Raw genomic sequence first — 22,134 nt, 5'->3', positions numbered from 1 at the left:
CGATACGTTCAGCTTGATGACAAACTCACTCCCAATACTCCGTCATCCTCGAGCTTGCCCCGAGGATCCATTCTTTTCAACGGTTGTGGATGGTCGGGTCAAGCCCGACCATGACGAAGGAAAGGTTTGCGGACGTTGTCAGCGGCTTGGCCGCATCCGCCCCGACGCGGTCTTCATTTTCCTTGCGTGGCGGCGGTGCCGTCGTGCGCTCTGCCCCCGGGGCGTACGGCGAGCGGGAAGGCGTTCAGGCGTCGAGCATTTCCCGCACGGCCTCGGCGAGCTGCTTCAGCGAGAACGGCTTGGGCAGGAAACCGAACTTGGCGTCCGCCGGCAGGTTGCGGGCGAAGGCGTCCTCGGCGTAACCGGAGACGAAGATGAACTTGAGGTCCGGATAGGACTTGCGCAGCTCGCGCAGCAGCGACGGGCCGTCCATCTCGGGCATGACCACGTCGGAGACGACGATGTCGACGGCGCCGTTCAGCTCTTCCATGATGTCGAGCGCCTCGACGCCGGAACCGGCCTCGTGCACGGTATAGCCGCGGGTCTCCAGCATGCGCTTGCCGCCGCGCCGCACGGCCTCCTCGTCCTCGACGAGCAGCACCACGGCCGAACCGCCGGTAAGGTCGCGCGGCTCCTTGTCCGCCGCCTGCGTCGCCGCAGACTGGCCGCCGGCCTGCGGCAGCGCATGTGCCGTGCCCGTCGCCTCCGCCGGCACCGCCTCTTCGGTGTGGCGCGGCATGAGGATGCGGAAGGTCGTGCCCCGGCCGACCTCGGAATCGAGATAGATGTAGCCGCCGGACTGCTTGACGATGCCGTAGACCATGGAGAGGCCAAGCCCGGTGCCCTTGCCGACCTCCTTCGTGGTGAAGAAGGGCTCGAAGATCTTGTCGATGATCTCGGGCGGAATGCCGGTGCCCTGGTCGGCCACTTCCACTTCCACATAGTCGCCCGGCGGCAGGTCGCGCAGGTTCCGCGCCGCCGCCTCCTCGGCCTCCACATTGCGGGTGCGGAAGGTGATCGTTCCCCCTTCCGGCATGGCGTCGCGCGCGTTCACCGCAAGGTTGATCAGCACCTGCTCGAACTGGCCGAGATCGGTCTTCACCGGCCAGAGGTCGCGGCCGTATTCGACGTCGATCTTGACGTTCGTTCCGGTCATGCGGTCGACGAGCATGCGCAGGTCGCCGATGACGTCGGTGAGGTTCAGGACGGTCGGGCGCATCGTCTGCTTGCGCGAGAAGGCGAGAAGCTGGCGCACCAGCACGGCCGCCCGGTTGGCATTGCGCTTGATCTCCATGAGATCGGCAAAGCTCGCATCGGACGGGCGGGCGGACAGAAGCAGGTGGTCGGAGGAGAGCAGGATCGCCGTCAGCACGTTGTTGAAATCGTGCGCGATGCCGCCGGCGAGCGTGCCGACCGCGTTCATCTTCTGCGTCTGCGCCATCTGCGTCTCGAGCGCCTTCTGCTCGGTGATCTCGACGGCATAGACGATGGCCGCCTCCTCCGGCGCCTCGTCGCTCTGGTCGATGACGGCGTTCACATAGAAGCGGAAATGCCGGCCGTCATCGGCCGGATGCAGCGAATCGAGCGGCGCGATGTCGCCCTGCCGGTCCTTCGCCGCGTCGAGCGCCGATTGCAGGCGCAGGCGGTCCGTCTCGTGCACGATGGTCTCGAGCTTGGCGCCGCGATCGATATCGTCGCGCGAGACGACGCCCGAAAAGAGTTTCAGGAACGGCGCATTGGTGCGCAGGATCCGGCCGTCGCCGTCGACGGAAGCGATCGCCATCGGCGTGTTGTTGAAGAAGCGCGTGAAGCGCATGGAGGCGATCGAGGCGGACTGGTCGTTCGTGCTGCCCTCCTCGCGCGCGAGAACAATGGTGCGGCTTTCGCCCGGCGCCCCGTCGCGCGTCGTGGAGACGCGGTGCACGATGCGCACCGGCAGGCTCTGGCCGTTGGTCTTGCGCAGGTCGAGGTCGAGCATTTCCGTGCGCTTCAGGCCGGGCTCGGCCTGCACGGACTGGATGAGGGCCAGCCCCTCGCCCGCCACCACCTCGGCGATCGACAGCGAGCCGGGATGGAATTTTGCAAGGTCGATGCCGAGCCATTCGGCGAGCGTCGCGTTCAGGTAGACGATCTCGCCCTTGCGGCCGGCGGAGAAGAAGCCGGCCGGCGCGTGGTCGAGATAGTCGATGGCGTTCTGCAATTCCTTGAAGAAGCGCTCCTGGTCGTCCCGCTCGGAGGTGATGTTGGAGATCTGCCAGATGTAGAGCGGCTGCTTCGGCTTGTCGCGGTTCGGCAGGATGCGCGCCTTGAGGCGGTACCACTGCGCGCCGGAACCGCCCGCGGCAGCCGGGTTGAGCGATTTCTGGACGCGGAACTCCTCCGCCCCCTCCTTGCCCTCGTGCAGGCCGTTCGTCAGGCGGTAGACGGCTTCGGTCGCGTCGCGATTGCGCGACAGCAGGGTTTCGAGCGTCTGCACCTCGGCAGCGCCGTTCGCCCCGGTCAGCGCGCCATAGGCGGCATTGGCATAGACGATGCGGCCCTTGCGGTCGGTGACGACCGTGCCGTCCGGATGGGAATCGAGAAAGGCGCGCGCCAGCTCGTCCGAGCGCGCCGCCTGCGGCATGACCTCGATGAAGCCGATCAGCGCGGAGACGACGAAGAAGATGCCGGCCATGGCGAGGACGCCGAGAACGCCGAGCACGAGCTCGTTGTCGAGCTGGTTCTTGAAGACGATGAACGCCCCGGCCGAAGCCGCCAGCACGATCGCGAGCAGCACGACGCGCAGCGCCACCGCCGGCCGCACCCCGCGGTCCACGATCGGCACATTATCCCCGTCCGGCCGCTTCATCGTCGTCATCAATCCCTCGTCTGCAACAGTCAGGGCCTTGCGCTGGACCCGAACCCGATGCCAGAATCATGTTTATCCGCACGAGGGAAGCGCAAAAAGCCGTCGAGGGGAAGCAAGGCCGCGAATTCACAGGGAATATTCCCGGCTCATACATCGCAATTTCCCTAACCTGCCATACTTACGCGACGATGACGACGGCAATACACGCTGGACAACCGGTGCGCCGCGCTTGTAGGACCCCGGGGAAAGCCGTCAAATGCAGCCAGTCGGCCCGAGAGGCCAAGCTGCCGAGCCAAACTGCTGAGAAGGAGTGACCGCGCCATGTTCCAGGAGATTCTCGCAGAGAACGGCACGAAGTTCGTCATCGCCGCGGTGGTGGTGCTGCTCGGCCTTCTCTGCCTCGCGCTGGTGCTCTGGATCATCCGGGGCCGTCCCTCCTCGCCCTTCATCCGCGGCGGCCGCAACCGCGCGCCGCGCCTTGCCGTGCTCGATGCCGCCGCGATCGACACGCGCCGCCGGCTCGTGCTGGTGCGCCGGGACGACGTGGAACACCTCCTGATGATCGGCGGCCCGACCGACATCGTCATCGAGACGCGCATCGCCCCCGCATCGGCCGAAAGTGCCCAGCCCGCCACGACTGCCCAACCGGCTGAAAGGGCCGTCCACAAGACCGAGCGCGCCGAACCTGCGCCGATGCTGCAGGAAACACCGGTGAAGGCGGCAGAGACCGCGGTCGCGGCCCGCACCGCCGCCTCGGCCGGCGCGGTCGCGGCGACCAGCGGCACCGCGGAACGCCGGCCCGCAGCAACGCCGGAGGGCGTCTCGGCCATGGCCAAGGTGCTCTATGCCGGAGACGAAGACGCCGCCCCCCGCACCACACCCGTGCAGACCGTCGCCCAGCCGGTCCAGACGACCCAGCAGGTGCAGACGGGAACGCAGCAGCGCACGCCGGAGCGTCGTATCGAAGACGTCCTCGAACAGAACCGCCAGCGCGTCCTGCCCCAATCCACGGCGACGACCACCGCGCAAGCGACCGCCGGCCAGCCGGTGCAGCGCCCGATGGCCACCCCGATGCTCGCCAAGCCGACGCCCCAGCTCGCCGACAATCCGGCCCTGGTCAGCGAATTCGAAAAGATCCTGGAAGCCGAAATGGCCAGCAATGCCGCAGCCGGCACCAACGCCCGCACGGCCGGCCAGCCGACGCTCAACCCGACGCAGACCGCCGCAACGATCGGCCACGGGCAGCCCGTCGCGAAAAGCCGCGAGGAAACGGAAGCGGAAATGGCGCGCCTGCTCGGTGAAATCGCCGCCAGCCGCAAGGCATAAGATAGCCTCACCCGAACCGGACAAGAAAAAAGCCGCTGGAAACGCGCGGGTTTCCAGCGGCTTAATTTTGGTCTTGCCAGTACCGGGCAGCACGAAACCTGCCAGCACCGGAAACATCCGGTGTTCGATCACCGCGAACCCTGCCTCGGACCTCCTCGGATCCGCGGAAAGGCCTACTCGTCGCGATACACCTTTTCCCGACGCTCATGGCGCTCCTGCGCCTCGATCGAAAGCGTGGCGATCGGACGGGCGTCGAGACGCTTGAGGCCGATCGGTTCGCCCGTTTCCTCGCAGTAGCCGTAGGTGCCTTCGTCGAGACGCTGCAGCGCCGCATCGATCTTGGAGATCAGCTTGCGCTGGCGGTCGCGTGCCCGAAGTTCGATGGCACGGTCGGTTTCCGAAGACGCCCGGTCCGCAAGATCCGGATGGTTGGCGCTTTCTTCTGCCAGGTGGTCGAGGGTTTCGCGCGCTTCGCGCAGGATGTCGTTTTTCCAGGCGTTCAGCTTCGCTCGAAAGTAAGCCCGCTGGTTTGCATTCATGAATTCATCGTCCTCGTCGAGGACGAAATTGCTAAGATCGATCTTCTCACTCAACGCGATTCTCCTGAAGAACATCTCAAGGCGCGCTGTATATCCCCACGGGTAACGTGTTTCAAGCCTGCAGAAACTTACCCACGGTTTTTCGCGCTTGCCTCTAATTTGAACCTTGCCTGACTAATATTTCATCAAGATTACAACGAGATGGCAAAACCGACCGCCGGATCGCCGGCCGTATCGCCCGCCTGCCGCTCCGTCCTGCCCCCAATATAGGTACGGACTCGCGATTGAGGATGGATGATAGGACGATTTTCTTTCGCGAACCTGTTGCGCCCGTGGATTCAGACTTATTTTAGCAACTCATGCTTCTCTCTTTCCGCAAGGGCAGGAGCACGCGCATCGATGTTCAGCAGGACGAAGGCCATTCTTTCGATCGAATCCGGCAATCCGGAGCTCGTCCAGGCGCAGCTTGCCGCCTTTACCAAGCAGGTGCCGCTGCTCTACTTCATGCTCGTGACGAATACTGTCGCCCTCACCATCACCCATTTCGGCGCGGCCCCCGCCTATCTCACCCTTTACGTTCCCGGCGCCCTCTATGCCGTCAGCCTGTTTCGCCTCGTGCACTGGTGGTTCAGCCGCAACCGGCGTTACACCCATGAGGAAGCGATCGGCCGGCTGCGCTCGACCTATCGCCTGACCGCTCTGCTCGGCGCCGGCTTCTGCGCCTGGTCGCTCAGCCTCTATCCCTACGGCGACGCCTACCAGCAGTCCCATGTCGCCTTCTACATTGCCAACACGGTCGTCGGCTGCATCTTCTGCCTGATGCACCTGCGCGCCGCCGCGCTGGCGCTGACGGCCATCGTGCTCGGGCCGTTCACGATCTTCTTCGGCACCTCGGGCAACCCGGTCTTCACCGCGCTCGCCCTCAACGTCGCGCTCGTCACCGTCGCCATGGTGTTCATCCTCTTCACCTACTACCGGGATTTCGGCGCCCTCATCCGGTCGCAGAAGGAGCTGACGGCGCGCCAGGCGGAAACCCAGCGCCTCAGCGACGAGAACCATCGCCTTGCCAATCTCGACAGCCTGACCAACCTGCCCAACCGCCGCCAGTTCCGCGCCGAGCTCGAAACACGGATCGCACGGGCGGAGAAAAACGGCACCGGCCTTGCCCTCGGCCTCATCGACCTCGACGGTTTCAAGCCGGTCAACGACACGTTCGGCCACGGCATCGGCGACAAGCTGCTCATGGAGGTCGGCGAACGGCTCACCGCCTTTGCCGGCCAGGGCCTGTTTCCAGCCCGCCTCGGCGGCGACGAATTCGGCATCCTCTTCGAGGCAGGCGCCTGTGCGGAGCGGCTCCATGCGCTCGGCGAGGAGATCTGCGCCGCGCTCCAGGAGCCCTATGTCTTCAACGGCCAGACGGCGCGGGTCTCTGGTTCGCTCGGCATCTCCATCCTCGGCGAGGCCGGCACCACGGCCGACCGGCTGTTCGACCGCGCCGACTTCGCCCTCTACCTCGCCAAGCAGAATTTTCGCGGCACGGCGGTCGTCTTCTCCGCCGAGCACGAGGCCGAGATCAACGAACAGGGCCGCATCCAGCAGGCATTGCGCGCCGCCGACTTCGAGAAGGAGATGCACCTCGTCTTCCAGCCGATGGTCGATGCGGACACGAACGGCATTTTCGCCTACGAGGCGCTGGCCCGCTGGGAAAGCCCGGTCCTCGGCAACGTGTCGCCCGGCGTCTTCATCCGTGCTGCCGAGCGGACGGGCATCATCGGCCGCCTGACCGAGACCCTGATGCAGAAGGCGCTGGAGGCCGCGCAGAGCTGGCCGGATCACATCCGCCTCTCCGTCAACCTGTCGACCCGCGACGTCGTCTCCAACAGGACGGTCGATGCGCTGCTCGAGATCATCGCGCGAAGCGGCATAGATCCCGCCCGTCTCGACATCGAGGTGACGGAGACGGCCGTCATGCGCAATTTCGCGCTCGCCGCGGACAATATCCGCCGTCTGGCCGAACGCGGCATCGGCATCGCGCTCGACGATTTCGGCACGGGCCATTCCAGCCTCAGCTATGTGCACAGGCTGCCGCTCACCAAGATCAAGATCGACCGCAGCTTCATCGTCGATATCGCCACGAACGAACTCAGCCGCAGCATCGTCAAGACGATCGTCGACCTTTCCCGCAACATCGGCTGCGTCTGCATCGTCGAGGGCATGGAGACCCATGAGCAGGTGGCGGCGCTGCGCGGCCTCGGCTGCCGCATGATGCAGGGCTACTATTTCGCAAGGCCCGAGCGGCTGGAGGACACGCTGGCCTACCGGGCGCCATCCGACACGATCGTGAACGTGCCCGCGCGCAAAACCGGTTGATCTTTCCGGCAAGGACAGACATGAAGTCGGAACGCGGCTCGGATCGCTTGCCGCAGGTGGATGGAGGACACACTTGGCATCTCTCGGCACGCCGGCCTTCCGGCTCTACATCCTTCGTCACGCCCGCGCCGCCTGGGCCGAGCCCGGCCAGTCGGATTTCGACCGCGCGCTCGACGACGACGGCTTTGCCGAAGCCGAGGTGATCGCCGAGGAGGCGGCCGACCAGGGCTACCGGCCGGACCTCATCATCTCCTCCACCGCCACGCGCTGCCGCCAGACGGCCGAGCCCTTCCACCGCTCGGTCAGCGAGGACCTGACGATCGACTATGTCGATTCCCTCTATTCCGGCTCGGTCGATACCTATGCCGAACTCGCCTTCGCGGAGCGGCAGGAGAGCGCCGTGATGATCGTCGGCCACAATCCGATGATCGAGGAATTCTTCCATCGCCTCGTCGGCAAGGAGATCGCCGAGACCGCTGCGCCCTTCGGCTATCCGACGGCCGGCCTCGCCATCCTCGATTTTGACGAACGCCCGACCGAGGACGATTATCGCGGCGCCTGCCTTGCCGGCTTCATGACGCCGCGCCCGGCGCACTGACGCGCATCGCGATCTTCCAGGCGGGCACCTTGATTTTCCGCATCGCATTGGCGCAAAACCGCTGCAGACGTGCGCGCGACATGATTTGAGCGAAAGGGCCGGCCTCTTTTTCCGCCGGATTTCGTTTCCTATATCGCCTTCGATGCTGGAAAGAGACCTTGCCCCCTAGCCTGACCACCCTGACCGACGAAGCCCTGCTCGCGCTCGACGCGCTGACCGGCCGCGCCACCAATCTCGTCAACCCGTCGATCCGCCTTGGCGTGACGGGCCTGTCGCGCGCCGGCAAGACGGTGTTCATCTCCTCGCTCGTGCACAATCTCCTCAACGGCGGCCGCCTGCCGCTGTTCGAGGCGGGGCGCTCGGGGCGCGTGTCAAAAATCCGGCTGGAGCCGCAGCCGGACGACGCCGTGCCGCGCTTCCAGTACGAGGACCATATCCGCGCGCTGGTCGCCGACCGCCTCTGGCCGGATTCGACCCGCGCCATCTCGCAATTGCGCCTGACGCTCGACTATGAGAGCGCCTCCGGCTGGGGCCGCCTCTTCTCGCCCGGACGGCTGTCGATCGACATCGTCGACTATCCCGGCGAATGGCTGCTCGACCTGCCGCTGCTCGCGCAGGATTTCCGCGCCTTCAGCGCGAACACCGTGGCGCTGGCGCAGTCCGGCATCCGCGCGGAGCTGGCGCGCGACTGGCTGGCGCTGTCGGCCACCATGGATCCTGCCGCCGAAGCCGAGGAAGCGACGGCGCGCACGCTGGCGGAAGCGTTCACCGCCTATCTGAAGGCCTGCAAGTCCGACGAGCGCTCGCTCTCCACCCTGCCGCCCGGCCGTTTCCTGATGCCCGGCGATCTCGAAGGCTCGCCCGCCCTCACCTTCGCGCCGCTGCCGAACCTTCAGGAAGGCCGCCCCGCCAGGGGATCGCTGCATGCCATGATGGAGCGCCGCTACGAGGCCTACAAGACGCATGTGGTGCGCCCGTTCTTCCGCGAGCACTTCGCCCGGCTCGACCGGCAGATCGTGCTGATCGACGCCCTGCAGGCAATCAACCGCGGCGCCGAGGCCGTGCACGACCTGGAGCGCGCGCTGGGCGACGTACTCGATTGCTTCCGCGCCGGAACGAACAGCTTCCTCTCCTCCTTCGTGACGCGCCGCATCGACCGCATCGTGATTGCCGCCACCAAGGCCGACCACCTGCACCACGAGAGCCATGCGCGGCTCGAAGCCGTCACCCGCCGCCTTGTCGAGCGCGCCATCGAGCGCATCGGCATGAGCGGCGCCGGCATCGAGGTGATGGCGCTCGCCTCCGTGCGCGCCACCCGCGAGGCGACCGTCAAGCACGACGGCGAGGAGCTGCCGGTCATCGTCGGCGTGCCCATGGCCGGTGAGCGGATCAATGGCGAGGTCTTCGACGGCGAACGGAAAACAGCCATATTTCCCGGGGACTTGCCGAAGGATCCGGATTCGCTTTTCAAGGAACTTGAATCCTTGCCTCAAGGCGAGGCGCCGCATCTCTTGAACTTCGTGCGCTTCCGCCCGCCGCATATCGAGGAGACGGGCGGCGGCCTGAAGCTTTCCGTGCCGCACATCCGCCTCGACCGCGCGCTGCAATACCTGATCGGAGACCGGCTCGCATGAACGACCGCCCGCGCAAGCCCGCCGCCTTCTCGCTGCCCGGCGGCTCCCCGCAGCCGCCCGAGCGCACGAGGCCCCGTGCTCCCGCCGCCTTCGACGACGCCGTCACGTTGACGCCGGATGCCGAGGATCCCTTCATCGCCACCACCGCCGACCTGCCGGACCTGGCGCCGCCGGTCGCAACCCCGCGCAAGCGCCGCCTGACGCTCGGCCGCATCGCCCTCGGCGCGCTCGGGCTCCTCGTCTCGCTCGCCATCGGCCTCTGGGTCGATGCGCTGATCCGCGACCTCTTCAGCCGCAACGACTGGCTGGGCTATCTCGCGGTCGCCGCCGCCGCCATCGCCGTTCTCGCCGTGCTCGGCCTCGTCGTGCGCGAGCTGATCGGCCTGCGCCGCCTCGCCGCCGTGCAGGACCTCAAGCGCGACGTCGCCGAGGCCGCCCTCTCGCCGAGCCCGTCGGTCGGCCGCGCCATCCTCGCCCGCCTCGTGCATCTCGCCGCCGCCCGGCCGCAGACGGCGCGCGGGCGCGCACGCCTTGCCGAGACCGAAGGCGAGATCATCGACGCGGCCCACCTCGTCGACCTTGCCGAGCGCGAGCTGATGACCCCGCTCGACCGCGAGGCGCGCGCGCTGATCCTCGGCGCCGCCAAGCGGGTCTCCATCGTCACCGCCGTCAGCCCGCGCGCGCTGGTCGATCTCGGCTATGTCATCTACGAGAGCAGCCGGCTGGTGCGCGGCATGGCGGAGCTCTACGGCGGGCGCCCCGGCAAGATCGGCATGCTGCGGCTGATGCGCGACGTCATCGCCCATCTCGCCGTCACCGGCTCCATCGCCATGGGCGACAGCCTGGTGCAGCAGGTGCTGGGCCATGGGCTCGCCTCGAAACTCTCCGCCCGGCTCGGCGAAGGCGTCATCAACGGCCTGATGACGGCGCGAATCGGCATCGCCGCCATGGACCTCTGCCGGCCCATGCCCTTCCGCGCGCTGAAACGGCCCGGCATCGGCGATTTCATCGGGGACCTGACACCGAACATGGCGGGCGGCCGGCGCGAGGAGGCGTGACCTGCCGCGCCACGGTTCAATCACGACGCGCAAAGGACGCTGCAGAACTGTGGACTCGTTGCAACACCCCGGTTTTCCGGGCCTGCACCGCAGGTAAATGACGAAGGGCAAGACGGGCGGAAACCGTCCATTAACCATTTTCGCGCAAATCTCGTCGCACACAAGCAGGCCGGATGGCCGTCGCCCATCAAGGATCGTTCATGTACTCGCGCACTTCTTTGATCGCCCGCGTCTCCGTAGCGGCCTTCCTCGCAGCCACCGCCGTCGCCCTTCCGGCCTCCGCCGGCTCGCGCGACAAGGCCTTCTTCGAGCAGGTCACCGGCAGTTGGCAGGGCAAGGGCGAGATCGTCGCCGGCAAGTACAAGGGCACCAAGTTCGCCTGCGACCTGACGGGCGATACCGCGCCGGCCAAGGGCGCCGGCATCCAGCTCGACGGCTTCTGCCGCGTCGGCGTCTTCAAGCAGCCGATGTCCGCCCTCATCACCCGGTCGGGCAGCACCTACAAGGGCAAGTTCCTCGACGGCGCCGCCGGCAAGGGGCTCGACATCACCTCCGGCCAGGTCAACGGCAACAAGGTGGTCGTCGGCATCAACCGGCAGAAGCTGAACGGCGCGATGATCGCGCGCCTGGACGGCGACAACAAGATGAACATCACCATCTCGGTGAAGGTCGAGGACAAGATGGTGCCGGTCATCGGCGTCTCGCTCGACCGCAATCTCGACGACATCGCCGTCGGCTCGATCAAGTAGCCTTCCACCATTCCGGGCCGGCGCTCGCCGGCTCGATGCCCGAGACATCCGCATCCTCCAGCCACGAGGCCACCGTGCGTCCCTCGACCGCGAGGTCGGGCGCCACGTCCGCGAGCGGCATCAGCACGAAGCCGCGCCCCGTCATGCGCGGATGCGGCAGCTCCAGCCGCCCGCCGGATTGCGCCACGCCCTCATAGGTCAGGACATCGATGTCGATGGTGCGCGGCCCCCAGCGCTCCTTGCGCTCGCGCTTCATGTCGCGCTCGATGGCAAGACAGGTGTCGAGCAACGGCTCGGGCGCGAGCGTCGTCTCCACCAGCGCACAGGCGTTGAAGAACCAGTCCTGGTCGGTCTTTCCCCAGGGCGGCGTGCGGTAGAGCCGCGAGACGGCCGTCACGCGGCAATCGTTCCGCGCGTCCAGCGCCCGCAGCGCCTCGGCCATGGCGCGCACGGGATCGCCGATATTGCCGCCGAGGCCGAGCGCGGCCTGGCGGAAGGGCTCAAACGGCATGATCGACCGTCACCTGCACATGGTCCAGCACACCGGGCACCGGCGCATTCGGCTTGCGCACCGTGATGCGCGCGCGCGAAATCTGCGGGAAGCGGGCACAGAGCACGGTGGCGATCTCCTGCGCCAGCGCCTCGATGAGATAGCGGCGCTGGCCGGTGACGATCTTCTCGATTTCCTGGAAGGCGACGCCGTAATCGACGGTCGATTCGATCGCATCGTCGGAGAGCGGGCGCAGCGGCTTGACCTCCAGCTCCGCGTCGACGAAGAACCGCTGGCCGAGGAATTCCTCGGCATCGTGCAGGCCGTGGCGGGCGAAGAAGGCGCAGTTCTTGAGCGTGATCGTGTAGGTGGTGGTCATGGTCTTTCCTGTCTGGCTGCCTGTCAGGTGCGCGCCTCGCGCGCCGTCACCTTGCGCCCCGCGGCGAGCATAGCATCCGCCATCGCCAGCGCATCCCTGTTGATTGCGACATCGTGCACCCTGAAGACCGCCGCGCCGGCGGCCCGCAGCAGCGCGGTGGTGGCGGCCGTGCCGGCATCGCGGCCTTCCGCCTCGCGCCCCGTGACGGCGCCGACGAAGCGCTTGCGCGAGGTGCCGGCCAGGATGGGCAGTTCGAAGCCGTAAAGCTCGCCGAAACGCGCCATCAGTTCGAGGTTTTCGTCCGTATCCTTGGCAAAGCCGAAGCCGGGATCGAGCACCATCGCCTCGCGCGCGACGCCCGCCGTCCGGGCGATCTCCAGCGAGCGGCCGAGGAAGAGATACTGGTCCTCCACCACATCCGGCCGCTTCTGGCGGTCGCGGCCGGTATGCATGATGCAGAGCCCCGCCCCGGTCCCGGCGGCAACGCCGGCAATGTCGGGTTCGCGCTGCAGGCCGTGCACGTCGTTGACGATATGGGCGCCGGCCGCAACGGCAAGCCGCGCCGTCTCGGCCCGGTAGGTATCGACCGAGATGAGCGCGTCCGTCGTGCCCGCAAGCGCCTCGATGACCGGCAGGATGCGGTCCTGCTCCTCCGCCGCCGACACGGGAGCCGCGCCGGGGCGCGTCGATTCCCCGCCGATATCGACGATCTCCGCCCCCTCTTCGAGACAGAGGACGGCCTGCGCCACCGCCTTGTCCGCGCTGTCGAACCGGCCGCCGTCGGAAAAGGAATCCGGCGTGACGTTGACGATCGCCATCAGGATGCCGCGGGGGCCCAGCTCCAGCGACCGGCCATGGGCGAGCGCCCAGCGAAAAGGTTCGAATGGCGAGAACATGGCGGTTTCCTTCCGCAGTCAGCGACGGCGCCGCACGCCAGGGACGCTATGACGATACTTTGAATCTTCTCGGCACCCTTAGCTTTAAATCAACGGGTTTGAAGCTAAGGGTACTAAGCGGCGTCCCGCAAAGGGTGTTGCGCTCGCCGAGCCTATGCCCCAAGCTTGGGGGAAGTTCAACCGGCGCCTTCAGCCGGCCTGTGTATCGGATCATCCGGTGGCGAAAGGAAAGCTGACTGAATGACGACCATCGCCCGCCTGATGGCCCTTGCCGCCCTCGCCTGCCTCGCGCTCCAGCCGGCCCGCGCCGAGACCATCACCTCCAAGACCTTCGCCTATTTTTCCGTCGGCGGGCGCACGGCGGCCGAACTCGACGAGGAGCTGTCGAAGCGCGGCCCGGTCATGAAACACAGCGGCGCGCGCCATCCCGGCGCCACCCGGATCAAATGGGGCGGCTCGGTGACCTATGTGCGCCGCGGCAACCGCTGCGCGGTCGGCGAGGCGCGGGTGACGCTCTCCACCGAGATCATCCTGCCGCGCTGGAAGCACCGCAAGCGCGCCACCCCGTCGCTCGCGCTCATCTGGGACACGCTTTCGAGCGACATCAAGCGCCACGAGGAACGCCACGCCGAAATCGCCCGCACCCACGCCCGCAACCTGGAACGCACGCTGAAGACGCTGCGCCCCGAGGCCGACTGCGAGCGCATGCAGGCGCGCGTCGACCGGGCGACGGCCGATGCCGTGTCGAAGCACGACGCCGACCAGGCACGCTTCGACCGCATCGAATCGAAGAACTTCAACGACCGGATGATGCGCCTGCTCGTACACCGGCTGAAGAGCCGCGCCGAGTAGACACGCCACCCCGGCAGGTATTTCTTGAAAGAGCTTTAATGGAACGGGACCGGGCCAAGGCCCGCGCGCATTCCCATGCATGAAATGACTGGTTAGTTTTAGCGATAGCGCAATTCCGCAAATCACCGTATTTTCATACCAACAGTGAACGGGAAGACGATTTTCCTTCCCGAAGTTGCATGAAACGGTTTGTAACAGGTTCTCCTGGCGCGTCCCAATCAAAGCAGCAGGTGTCTCCTCCCTCTCCTGTCTGCGATGCGCCCTCCTGGCCTCGCTCGTCCTGACCGACCGGCGAGGCTCTTTTTTTGTTCTTCTATTCTTCCGATCCCGCAGAACTTCGCGATCTCTTCTTCATGCGGAAAGAAGAGACGACAAGGCCGAAACCGGATCGGGTTCGGCCAGCGCTTCAGTCAGTCTGAAGGAAAAGATGTCAGGCCTGGCGTTCGGGAACGTGGACCACGAGCCCGTCGAGCGCATCCGACATCTTGATCTGACAGGAGAGCCGCGAGGTGGGACGCACCTCGTAGGCGAAGTCCAGCATGTCCTCTTCCATCGCTTCCGGCGGCCCGACGATCGCGCTCCAGGCGTCGTCGACATAGACATGACAGGTCGCGCAGGCGCAGGCGCCGCCGCACTCGGCCTCGATGCCGGGCACGGAGTTGCGCACGGCGTTTTCCATGACCGTGGAGCCGTTGGCGACATCCAGTTCGTGGCGCGTGCCGTCGAAGGCGACGATGGTGAGTTTGCTCATGATGGCTTCCGGATCCTCAAGACTGCCCGGGCGGGCGAACGAACGGCCGGCGGAAGGATGGTCGAACGCGCCGGTTTTCCGCGGACGTTTCCAACAAAACCCCTCCCCAGTCAACATCGCGCGCCCGGCGGGTTCCGGATGGTCCGGGCGCGGCGTCGGCTTTTCCCGCCGCGCCAGGGAAGACACGGCGGGGCCTGCGGCGATCAGCGGCAGAGCTTCAGGATGAAGTTTTCCGCCTCGACCACGGCGGCGGCAACGCCGGCAAGGGCGATGGCGTCGCCCGGATTGTCCTCGAGCGCGGCGGCCGTCCTGCTGACGGCGGTGGCGCCGACGGACTGGGCGGAACCCTTGAGGCGATGGGCGACGGCAGCGCGGGCGGCGCCCTCGCAGGTCGCCAGTTCCTTCATGCTTGCGCGCGCCTGGCGCGCGAACATCTGCAGCACGTCCAGTTCCAGCCCCTTGTCGCCCATGGTCTGGCGGGCAAGGTGTACCAGATCGATCGGCTTTTCCCCGGAATGGGACATGCCGCCTGCATTGTCGGGCGCCTCGAATGCGATGTTGAGCGCTGCCATTTGCCAATATCCTTATAGACGCGATGTACGCTTGTTTCCTTGTGGTGCACGCAGATGTCTGTGCGGCACGGATGTATCCGTCGTTCCGCACAGGGACATGGGACCGTCATTCTGCGCGGCCGGCGCGCCTATCCGATTAAAAGACGGCGCAAAATGGGCATGAATCGCAAACTATGGTTAACGGCTGAAAAATAGCCATTTTCGCAGGTTTTCCATCGCGATACAGAATCGCCCGATATTAACTTCCTGTTAAGTTTCGGGCGAAGGGAGATGGCAATGAATTGTGTGATACAGGCTAATGTGTCACTACGATACGGCCGGATAGTCCCGGTGGATAAGCCGTGGGCGGAGATACACCGCTTCGCCTTTTCGGTCTATCGAGCGAATTTGGAATGAACGGCGGCCCGGACGCTGCATGCCATGAGGGTATGCAGCAAGACCGGCCACCAACCGGACCGGTTCGAATGCGCCTGAGCAGCGGCAGCGCGCATGAAGCCCGATCCCGGACATGGTAACGAGGCGTATCCGCATGGCGACGAACAAGCCCACCGAGTCGATCGACGACAAGGCCTTCCAGGCCCTGGAAGAAGCACTGAAGATCGACTTTGATGATCTGGCGCCGGAGACGCCCTCGAAGAAGGACGCTTCGGAGGCCCATGTGTCTGAACCAGCAAGCCGCGCTCCCAACAAGACGCAGGAAAAACCTGCCAATCGCCCTGCATCCGGCGAAGCCGCACGCGGCCTCAGCCCCGAGCAGGCGCCGAAAACCCCGGCCTTCACGCCCGCCAATGACGGCTCGCGCAAGACGCCCGCCGCGATCCTGAAGTCGCTCGACGTGCGCTCCGGCCGCGCCTCGATCCGCATGGCCATCCTGATGTCCGTTCTCTGGGTCATCGGCGGGCTCGGTGTCGCCAATCTGCTCTATGCGCCCGAGATCTGGCAGATCCGCTCGGTCGCCGACCTCGTGGCGCTGCCCGGCGCCATCGGCATGGTCGTCGCCATCGTCATGCCGATCATGCTGTTCTTCGCCTTCGCGATCATGATTTCCCGCGCCCAGGAACTGCGCAGCGCCGCCCGTTCCATGGCGGAAGTCGCGCTCCGCCTTTCCGAGCCGGAAACCGTCGCCAGCGACCGCATCATGACCGTCGGCCAGGCCGTGCGCCGCGAAGTCTCCGCGATGAACGAGGGCATCGAGCGCACCATCGCCCGCGCCACCGAGCTCGAAACACTCGTGCATTCGGAAGTCAACGCCCTCGAGCGCAGCTATTCCGACAACGAGATGCGCGTGCGCACCCTCGTCCAGGAGCTCGGTGCCGAGCGTGAAGCCATCGTCAGCCACGCCGAGCGCATCCGCTCGTCGATCTCGGGCGCGCACGAGCAACTGAAGGACGAGCTGGCCAGCGCCGGCGACAACATCACCCAGCGCCTCGCCACGTCGGGCGAAGCCTTCGCCTCCATGCTCGACACCCGCGCCGCCATGCTGATGGAAAAATCCGACAGCGCGACGCAGACGATCGGCGCCATGCTGTCGGCCCGCACCGACAGCCTGCTGTCGACGCTGAGCTCGTCGGGCCTGGCCCTCGCCAACGAGTTCGACAGCCGCCTCGACCATCTCACCAAGACCCTCGATTCGCGCGGCCGTGACCTCTTGCAGCAATTCGAGACCCGCGCCACCTCGCTCGACACGAACACCGAAAAGCTGAATGCCGCGCTGAACGAGCGCGCCAAGCAGCTCAACGAGACGCTGATCGCCCGCACCCGCGAGATCAGCGAAAGCCTGTCGATCGGCCAGCAGGCCGTCACCGGCGGCCTCGACCACGTTCTCCAGTCGATGAACGCCGCGCTCGACGAGAAGGGCGCGCAGTTCCGCCAGAGCCTCAAGAACGCCGCCGACGACACGGTCATGGACCTCGACCTGCGCACCGGCTTCTTCGACGAGCGCATGCAGGCGACCGTCGGCCAGATCGCCAGCGCCTTCGACCACCGCGTCGAGGAATTCGCACAGGCCTTCGACCAGCGCGCCGGCTCGCTCGACAGCAAGCTGATGGAGAGCCTCGCCCGCATCAACGAAACGGTCGCCAGCGGCCGCGACGCGATGGACGGCATCCTCACCTCCAGCATCGATCGCCTCGGCAGCACGCTCACCGACCAGTCCTTCGCCCTGGCGACGACGCTCGCCACCAGCCAGGAGGTCATCGAAAGCGCCGTCTCCGGCCATGCCGACGCCATCTCCAATGCCGTCAGCGGTGCGCATGAGCGCATGGGCGCGGTCCTCTCGGAAAAGTCCGCCGCGCTTCTCGGCGGCCTCGCCGAGGTGCAGAACCGCATCGAAAGCGGCTTCGGCACCCGTGCGGATGCGCTGGCGGAAAGCATTTCGAGCAGCGAACGCCGCCTGACGGACGCGCTCGATTCCCGCGGCTCGGCCATCGCCACCGATATCGAGGCCGCGCAGGCCCGCATGGAAGAGGCGCTCGGCGCCCGCGCCAGCGCGCTGGTGGAAAGCATCTCCGGCAGCGAACGCCGCCTGACGGAGGCACTCGATTCCCGCGGCACCTCGATCGCCAGCGGCATCGAGGCCGCCCAGGCCCGCATGGAAGAGGCGCTCGGCACCCGCGCCGACGAGATCGCATCGACGATCGCCGCCAGCCACAACCGCATCGACAGCGCGCTTTCCGAGCGCACCGCCGCCCTCTCCTCCATGCTGAACGAGACGGGCAGCCAGCTCGAACAGTCCGTCGGCACCGCCGCCAGCCGTGTCGAGAACGCCCTGACGGGCGCCGCCCGCCAGATCGACGACGCCATCACGGGCCGCACGGCCAACCTCGCCTCGGTCCTGTCCAACAGCGCCGGCGCCATGCAGTCCGCCATCGATGCGGCGGCAGAGCGCGTCGAGACGGTCCTGTCCGAAGGCAACCAGCAGCTCACGGGCGTCCTGCACGGCCAGGCCGCCGAGTTCGCCGAAGCCTTCTCCGGCCGCGCCGCCACCATTGCCGAGCAGCTTTCGGGCCGCGCCTCGGAACTCGCCGGCTCGCTCGTCTCTACCCATGAGCAGATCCGCGCGACGCTCGACGACCGCATCGACGCGATCAACCTCGCCATCACCGAGGGCCGCAACCAGCTCACCGAGACGCTGAACGACCAGGTCACCTCCATCGGCACCTCGATCGCCACCAGCACCGGCATGCTGGAACTGTCGATGGAACAGCTCTCGGACCGCGCCTCCGCGCTCACCGGCTCGCTCGTCACCACCCATGACGAGATCCGCGCGACGCTCGACGACCGCATCAATGCGATCAACCTCGCCATCACCGAGGGCCGCAACCATCTCACCGAGACGCTGAACGACCAGGTGACCACGATCGGCACCTCGATCGCCACCAGCGCCGGCATGCTGGAACTGTCCATGGAGCAGCACGAGGAAGCGCTGCGCCGCACCATCGACGGCAGCGGCGCCCTGCTCGACCAGCGCGTGCGCGAAAGCGTCGGCGCCGTCGCCGAACGCCTCGTCGAAACCTCGGCGAAGATCGTCCAGGCGGCCGATACCTTCGGCAACCGCATGGAGCAGACGGTCGACAGCGTCGCCAATCGCTTCGACACGACCGGCAGCCGCCTGGAGGAAAACCTCGGCAAGCTCGAATCCCGCATCGAGTACAGCGTCGACCACGTCTCCGGCCTCGTCGACACGGCCGCCTCGCGCATTTCCGACACGCTGTCGGAACGCCTCACCGATCTCGACCGCGTGGGCGGCGACGTATCGCTGCGCGTGTCCGAAGCCCTCTCCCGGCCGATGGCCGAGGTCGAGCGCATCGGCGACGAGACGACGGCGCGCATCGCGGCCGCCCTTGCCGGCCGCGTCACCGACATCGAGCGCCTCGGCGCCAGCGCGGCCGAGCGCATCGAAGGCGCCCTTTCCGGCCGCCTCACCGATATCGAGCGCGTCACCGGCGAAGCCGCCGAGCGCATCGACGGTACGCTGGCAAGCCGTGCCGACCAGATCGCCCGCATTGCCGGGGAAGCGGCGGACCGCATCGACGACACGCTGATTGCCCGCGCCACCCAGATCGAGATGACCGTCGGCAACGTCGCCGAGCGCATCGACGACACGCTGCTGGCCCGCGCAACGCAGATCGAACTGACGGTCGACAATGCTGCCGAGCGCATCGACGGCGCCCTTGTCGGCCGTGTCGACGAGATCAGCCGCACCGTCGGCGAGGCCGCCGAACGCCTCGACGGCACGCTCCTCAACCGGGCAAGCCAGATCGAGCGGTCCGTCGGCAATGCCGCCGAACGCATCGATGGCGCCCTCGTCAATCGCGCCGACGAGATCAGCCGCGCCGTCGGCGAGGCCGCCGAGCGCATCGACGGCACGCTGGCAAGCCGCGCCAGCGACATCGCCCGCATTGCCGGGGAAGCCGCCGAACGCATCGACGGCACGCTCACGGCCCGCACCGGCGACATCGAACGCATCACGGGCGAAGCCGCCGAGCGCATCGCCGGCACGATCGACGAGAAGACCGGCCGCATCGAGGAACGCCTCGGCACGATGGACCGGGCCCTGACCATCGGTCTCGACAGCGTCAACCGCACGATCGACGGCAAGGCCGCCGGCCTCGCCGCAACCCTGCGCGAAGCGGTTTCGCAGGCCGCCCAGGACATGGACGCCGAAGCGATCCGCTCCGCCCAGTCGCTCGCCAAGACCGGCGAGGAATTCGCCAGCCTCAGCTCGTCGCTGCGCGGCGCGGTTTCCCGCGCGGCCCAGGAAATGGGGGCCGAAGCCCAGCGCGCCGCCGAAAACATCGCCCGCACGGGCGAGGAATTCGCCGGCAATCTTTCGGCCCGCAACGAAGCCTTCACCCGCGCCGTCGAGGAGACCACCGCGACCGCTGTTGCCCGCTTCGCCGAGACGGAAAACCGCCTCGCCGACCAGGCCCAGTCGCTGCGCGCCGGCCTCGGCGACGTCGAGAAGGCCCTGGAAGCCCGTGGCGCCTCCATCCGCTCGACGCTCGACGAGCGCACCCGCGAGCTCAACTCCATGCTGGCAAGCCGCACGGAAGAGCTTGCCCGCCTGATCGACGAGGAGGCCCGTCCGGTCATCGACAGCTATGCCGCCGTCGGCCGCGAGGCTGCCGAGGGCATCGGGGGTGTCGCCCGTGACGCTGCCGAGCGCATCAGCGGCGTCGCCCGCGAAAGCGCCGAACGCCTGCGCAACGAGAACGCCGCGCTCATCAACGCGATCTCCGCCCGCACGGCCGACACGCTCGCCGCCATCACCAGCCGCACGGAAGAAGCCGCCGGCACGATGCGCGAGATCGAAAGCGGCCTTGCGGCCAATGTCGAAAGCCTGATCGCCCGCCTTTCGGAAAGCAACGGCGCGATTGCCGGCATCGTCGATGCGGCCAGCCAGACGCTCGGCGCCATCGACAGCCGTCTGATGAGCACGGCCGAGCGCTTCTCCACCTCCGCCGAGCGCGCCTCCGACATGGTGTCCACCACGTCGCGCCTGCTCGAGGGCAAGGTGGACCGCCTGTCCGACATCTCGTCCGGCACGCTGTCGCAGATCGGCGGCATCGTCGGGCGCTTCGAGGACCACTCGAAGATCCTGTCGCAGGCCTCCGACCTGCTCGCCGCCGCCCAGTCGAACCTCGTCTCGACGCTGGAAGAGCGCCAGGACGCGCTACGTTCGCTCTCCGTCGGCCTCGTGCAGCGCTCGGAGGAGATCGAGAAGACCATGCAGTCGCTCGAAGGCATGGTCGAGGGCGTCTTCAGCCGCGCCGAGGAGCGTTCGAACCTCATCGCCGGCAACCTGCGCGGCGGCATCCAGACCTCCTTCGCCGAAGTCGGCCGCATTCTCGGCGAGACCGAGAAACGCGCCGAGGCCGCGGCCAATATGTTGCGCGAGCAACTGGTCAAGGCCGGCGAGGAAGCGGGCCAGTCGGTCGAGGGCTCCTTCGCCCGTGCCGAGGAGCGGACCAGGGAAGTGGCGAACCGCCTGCGCGGCAGCGTCGGCGCCTCGCTTTCCGATGTCGATCGCATGCTTGCCGAAAGCGGCAAGAAGTCCGAGGCCGCCACGACCGTCATGCGCGAAACGCTGCGCGAAGCCGTCGAGGAAGCCGTCGGCAAGTTCTCCGGCGCGACCGAGGAAATCCGCCGCGCCGCCGCCGATATCCGCAAGGAGCTCGACCAGACCCGCGGCGAGCTGAAGCGCGGCGCCTTCGACCTGCCGGAAGAAGCCAAGGAAAGCGCCGCCCAGATGCGCCGCGCCGTCAGCGAGCAGATCAAGGCCCTGCAGGACCTGTCCGACATCATCGGCAAGTCCTCCTCGGCGCTGGAAGTCTCCCGCCCGGCCGTGGTCCAGGCCAGGGTCGTCCAGCAGGCACAGCCGGTGCAGGAAACCCGCGCCGAGCCCCGCCGCGAGGAACCGGCCCAACTGCGCGGCAGCCTCGGCCTGGAGCGTGCCGCGACGGCCACCGTGCCGCAGCGCGCACAGCCCCTGCCCGCGGAAGCCGAAGCCAGGACCACCGGTGGCGAAGGCGGCTGGATGCGGGATCTTCTGCGCGGCGCCGTCTCGCGCGAGGAGGCCCAGTTCGGCCAGCCGCGCACCGACGGCCAGGCCGCCCGCCCGGACAACCGCAACCCGCGCCATGTCGTCGAATCGCTGAACTCGCTTTCGGTCGACATCGCCCGCGCGATCGACCACGATGCCTCGGTCGACCTGTGGCGCCGCTACCAGCGCGGCGAGCGCGACGTCTTCACGCGCCGCCTCTACACGCTGAAGGGCCAGCAGACCTTCGACGAGATCAAGCGCAAGTACGAGCGCGAGCCGGAATTCCGCACCGCGGTCGACCGCTACATCTCGGACTTCGAGAAGCTGCTCGCCGATGTGGCCCGCAACGACCGCGACAAGGTGATGACGCAGACCTACCTCACCTCGGACACCGGCAAGGTCTACACCATGCTGGCCCATGCCGCGGGCCGCTTCAGCTAAGCGAACCGGACAGAAGGGATCGAACGGCCGCCCGCAAGGCGGCCGTTCTGCGTTGAGGCTTCTGGCTGAAGCGCCGATAACGCACCT

The 22,134-nt window shown here is 67.0% G+C and carries 15 protein-coding genes; 8 read left to right on the top strand and 7 right to left on the bottom strand.

The window, feature by feature from the left end:
- Positions 1-244: 244 nt before the first annotated feature.
- Positions 245-2,857, bottom strand: coding sequence for a cell cycle histidine kinase CckA (cckA, locus tag EV665_RS18815; RefSeq protein WP_133035257.1), 2,613 nt, complete (start codon positions 2,855-2,857; stop codon positions 245-247).
- 312 nt (positions 2,858-3,169) lie between these two features.
- On the opposite strand from cckA, the gene EV665_RS18810 reads away from it, so the two are divergent.
- A complete protein-coding gene (locus EV665_RS18810; RefSeq protein ID WP_133035256.1) occupies positions 3,170-4,174 on the top strand; it encodes a flagellar biosynthetic protein FliO in 1,005 nt (334 codons plus the stop codon).
- A gap of 173 nt (positions 4,175-4,347) precedes the next feature.
- Here EV665_RS18810 and dksA read toward each other — a convergent pair whose 3' ends face one another.
- Positions 4,348-4,767 (bottom strand): RNA polymerase-binding protein DksA, encoded by a 420-nt coding sequence (gene dksA, locus EV665_RS18805; protein ID WP_064330228.1) that lies wholly within the window; start codon positions 4,765-4,767, stop codon positions 4,348-4,350.
- 345 nt (positions 4,768-5,112) lie between these two features.
- Between dksA and EV665_RS18800 the strand changes: the two genes are divergently transcribed.
- The 5 genes from EV665_RS18800 (at position 5,113) to EV665_RS18780 (ending at position 11,122) form a co-directional block, all read left to right on the top strand.
- On the top strand, positions 5,113-7,083 hold the full coding sequence (locus tag EV665_RS18800) for a putative bifunctional diguanylate cyclase/phosphodiesterase (RefSeq protein ID WP_133035255.1): 1,971 nt from the start codon (positions 5,113-5,115) through the stop codon (positions 7,081-7,083).
- A gap of 73 nt (positions 7,084-7,156) precedes the next feature.
- On the top strand, positions 7,157-7,681 hold the full coding sequence (locus tag EV665_RS18795) for a SixA phosphatase family protein (protein ID WP_064330230.1): 525 nt from the start codon (positions 7,157-7,159) through the stop codon (positions 7,679-7,681).
- Between the two features lie 158 nt (positions 7,682-7,839).
- Positions 7,840-9,315 (top strand): YcjX family GTP-binding protein, encoded by a 1,476-nt coding sequence (locus tag EV665_RS18790; RefSeq protein WP_133035254.1) that lies wholly within the window; start codon positions 7,840-7,842, stop codon positions 9,313-9,315.
- Positions 9,312-10,373 carry a YcjF family protein gene (locus EV665_RS18785; RefSeq protein ID WP_133035253.1) on the top strand — a complete coding sequence of 354 codons (1,062 nt, stop codon included), beginning with the start codon at positions 9,312-9,314 and terminating at the stop codon, positions 10,371-10,373. Before EV665_RS18790 ends, EV665_RS18785 begins: the two co-directional genes overlap by 4 nt.
- Positions 10,374-10,573: 200 nt before the next feature.
- On the top strand, positions 10,574-11,122 hold the full coding sequence (locus EV665_RS18780) for a hypothetical protein (protein WP_064330233.1): 549 nt from the start codon (positions 10,574-10,576) through the stop codon (positions 11,120-11,122).
- On the opposite strand, the gene folK is transcribed toward EV665_RS18780, so the two are convergent.
- Genes folK through folP form a run of 3 tightly spaced genes read right to left on the bottom strand, consistent with a single transcriptional unit; the run spans position 11,115 to position 12,887 of the window.
- A complete protein-coding gene (gene folK / locus EV665_RS18775; RefSeq protein ID WP_133035252.1) occupies positions 11,115-11,633 on the bottom strand; it encodes a 2-amino-4-hydroxy-6-hydroxymethyldihydropteridine diphosphokinase in 519 nt (172 codons plus the stop codon). The genes EV665_RS18780 and folK overlap by 8 nt on opposite strands.
- Positions 11,623-11,991 carry a dihydroneopterin aldolase gene (gene folB, locus EV665_RS18770; RefSeq protein ID WP_133035251.1) on the bottom strand — a complete coding sequence of 123 codons (369 nt, stop codon included), beginning with the start codon at positions 11,989-11,991 and terminating at the stop codon, positions 11,623-11,625. The genes folK and folB overlap by 11 nt, the downstream gene beginning before the upstream one ends.
- Before the next feature lie 23 nt (positions 11,992-12,014).
- The gene (gene folP / locus EV665_RS18765; protein WP_133035250.1) at positions 12,015-12,887 is read right to left on the bottom strand and encodes a dihydropteroate synthase; all 873 of its coding nucleotides are present in this window, start codon (positions 12,885-12,887) and stop codon (positions 12,015-12,017) included.
- Positions 12,888-13,127: 240 nt separating this feature from the next.
- Between folP and EV665_RS18760 the strand changes: the two genes are divergently transcribed.
- Positions 13,128-13,739, top strand: coding sequence for a DUF922 domain-containing Zn-dependent protease (locus tag EV665_RS18760; RefSeq protein WP_133035249.1), 612 nt, complete (start codon positions 13,128-13,130; stop codon positions 13,737-13,739).
- Positions 13,740-14,169: 430 nt separating this feature from the next.
- Here EV665_RS18760 and EV665_RS18755 read toward each other — a convergent pair whose 3' ends face one another.
- Both EV665_RS18755 and EV665_RS18750 read right to left on the bottom strand, forming a co-directional pair.
- The gene (locus EV665_RS18755; RefSeq protein ID WP_064330238.1) at positions 14,170-14,490 is read right to left on the bottom strand and encodes a 2Fe-2S iron-sulfur cluster-binding protein; all 321 of its coding nucleotides are present in this window, start codon (positions 14,488-14,490) and stop codon (positions 14,170-14,172) included.
- Positions 14,491-14,693: 203 nt separating this feature from the next.
- The gene (locus EV665_RS18750; RefSeq protein ID WP_133035248.1) at positions 14,694-15,062 is read right to left on the bottom strand and encodes an Hpt domain-containing protein; all 369 of its coding nucleotides are present in this window, start codon (positions 15,060-15,062) and stop codon (positions 14,694-14,696) included.
- 529 nt (positions 15,063-15,591) lie between these two features.
- Here EV665_RS18750 and EV665_RS18745 point away from each other — a divergent pair.
- On the top strand, positions 15,592-22,047 hold the full coding sequence (locus EV665_RS18745; protein WP_133035247.1) for an apolipoprotein A-IV repeat region-like domain-containing protein: 6,456 nt from the start codon (positions 15,592-15,594) through the stop codon (positions 22,045-22,047).
- Positions 22,048-22,134: the final 87 nt, after the last annotated feature.

The organism is Shinella granuli (assembly GCF_004341885.1).
Taxonomy (GTDB): domain Bacteria; phylum Pseudomonadota; class Alphaproteobacteria; order Rhizobiales; family Rhizobiaceae; genus Shinella; species Shinella granuli.
Note: the sequence above shows the minus strand (reverse complement) of the source record. Positions and strands in the feature narration are given on the sequence as shown.

What these genes read in the sequence shown, in the direction of transcription:
- folK (WP_133035252.1), bottom strand. Translation starts at nt 11,633, where the DNA reads ATGCCGTTTGAGCCCTTCCGCCAGGCCGCGCTCGGCCTCGGCGGCAAT.
- cckA (WP_133035257.1), bottom strand. Translation starts at nt 2,857, where the DNA reads ATGACGACGATGAAGCGGCCGGACGGGGATAATGTGCCGATCGTGGAC.
- EV665_RS18800 (WP_133035255.1), top strand. Translation starts at nt 5,113, where the DNA reads ATGTTCAGCAGGACGAAGGCCATTCTTTCGATCGAATCCGGCAATCCG.
- EV665_RS18750 (WP_133035248.1), bottom strand. Translation starts at nt 15,062, where the DNA reads ATGGCAGCGCTCAACATCGCATTCGAGGCGCCCGACAATGCAGGCGGC.
- EV665_RS18755 (WP_064330238.1), bottom strand. Translation starts at nt 14,490, where the DNA reads ATGAGCAAACTCACCATCGTCGCCTTCGACGGCACGCGCCACGAACTG.
- folP (WP_133035250.1), bottom strand. Translation starts at nt 12,887, where the DNA reads ATGTTCTCGCCATTCGAACCTTTTCGCTGGGCGCTCGCCCATGGCCGG.
- EV665_RS18780 (WP_064330233.1), top strand. Translation starts at nt 10,574, where the DNA reads ATGTACTCGCGCACTTCTTTGATCGCCCGCGTCTCCGTAGCGGCCTTC.
- EV665_RS18760 (WP_133035249.1), top strand. Translation starts at nt 13,128, where the DNA reads ATGACGACCATCGCCCGCCTGATGGCCCTTGCCGCCCTCGCCTGCCTC.
- EV665_RS18810 (WP_133035256.1), top strand. Translation starts at nt 3,170, where the DNA reads ATGTTCCAGGAGATTCTCGCAGAGAACGGCACGAAGTTCGTCATCGCC.
- EV665_RS18745 (WP_133035247.1), top strand. Translation starts at nt 15,592, where the DNA reads ATGGCGACGAACAAGCCCACCGAGTCGATCGACGACAAGGCCTTCCAG.
- folB (WP_133035251.1), bottom strand. Translation starts at nt 11,991, where the DNA reads ATGACCACCACCTACACGATCACGCTCAAGAACTGCGCCTTCTTCGCC.
- EV665_RS18785 (WP_133035253.1), top strand. Translation starts at nt 9,312, where the DNA reads ATGAACGACCGCCCGCGCAAGCCCGCCGCCTTCTCGCTGCCCGGCGGC.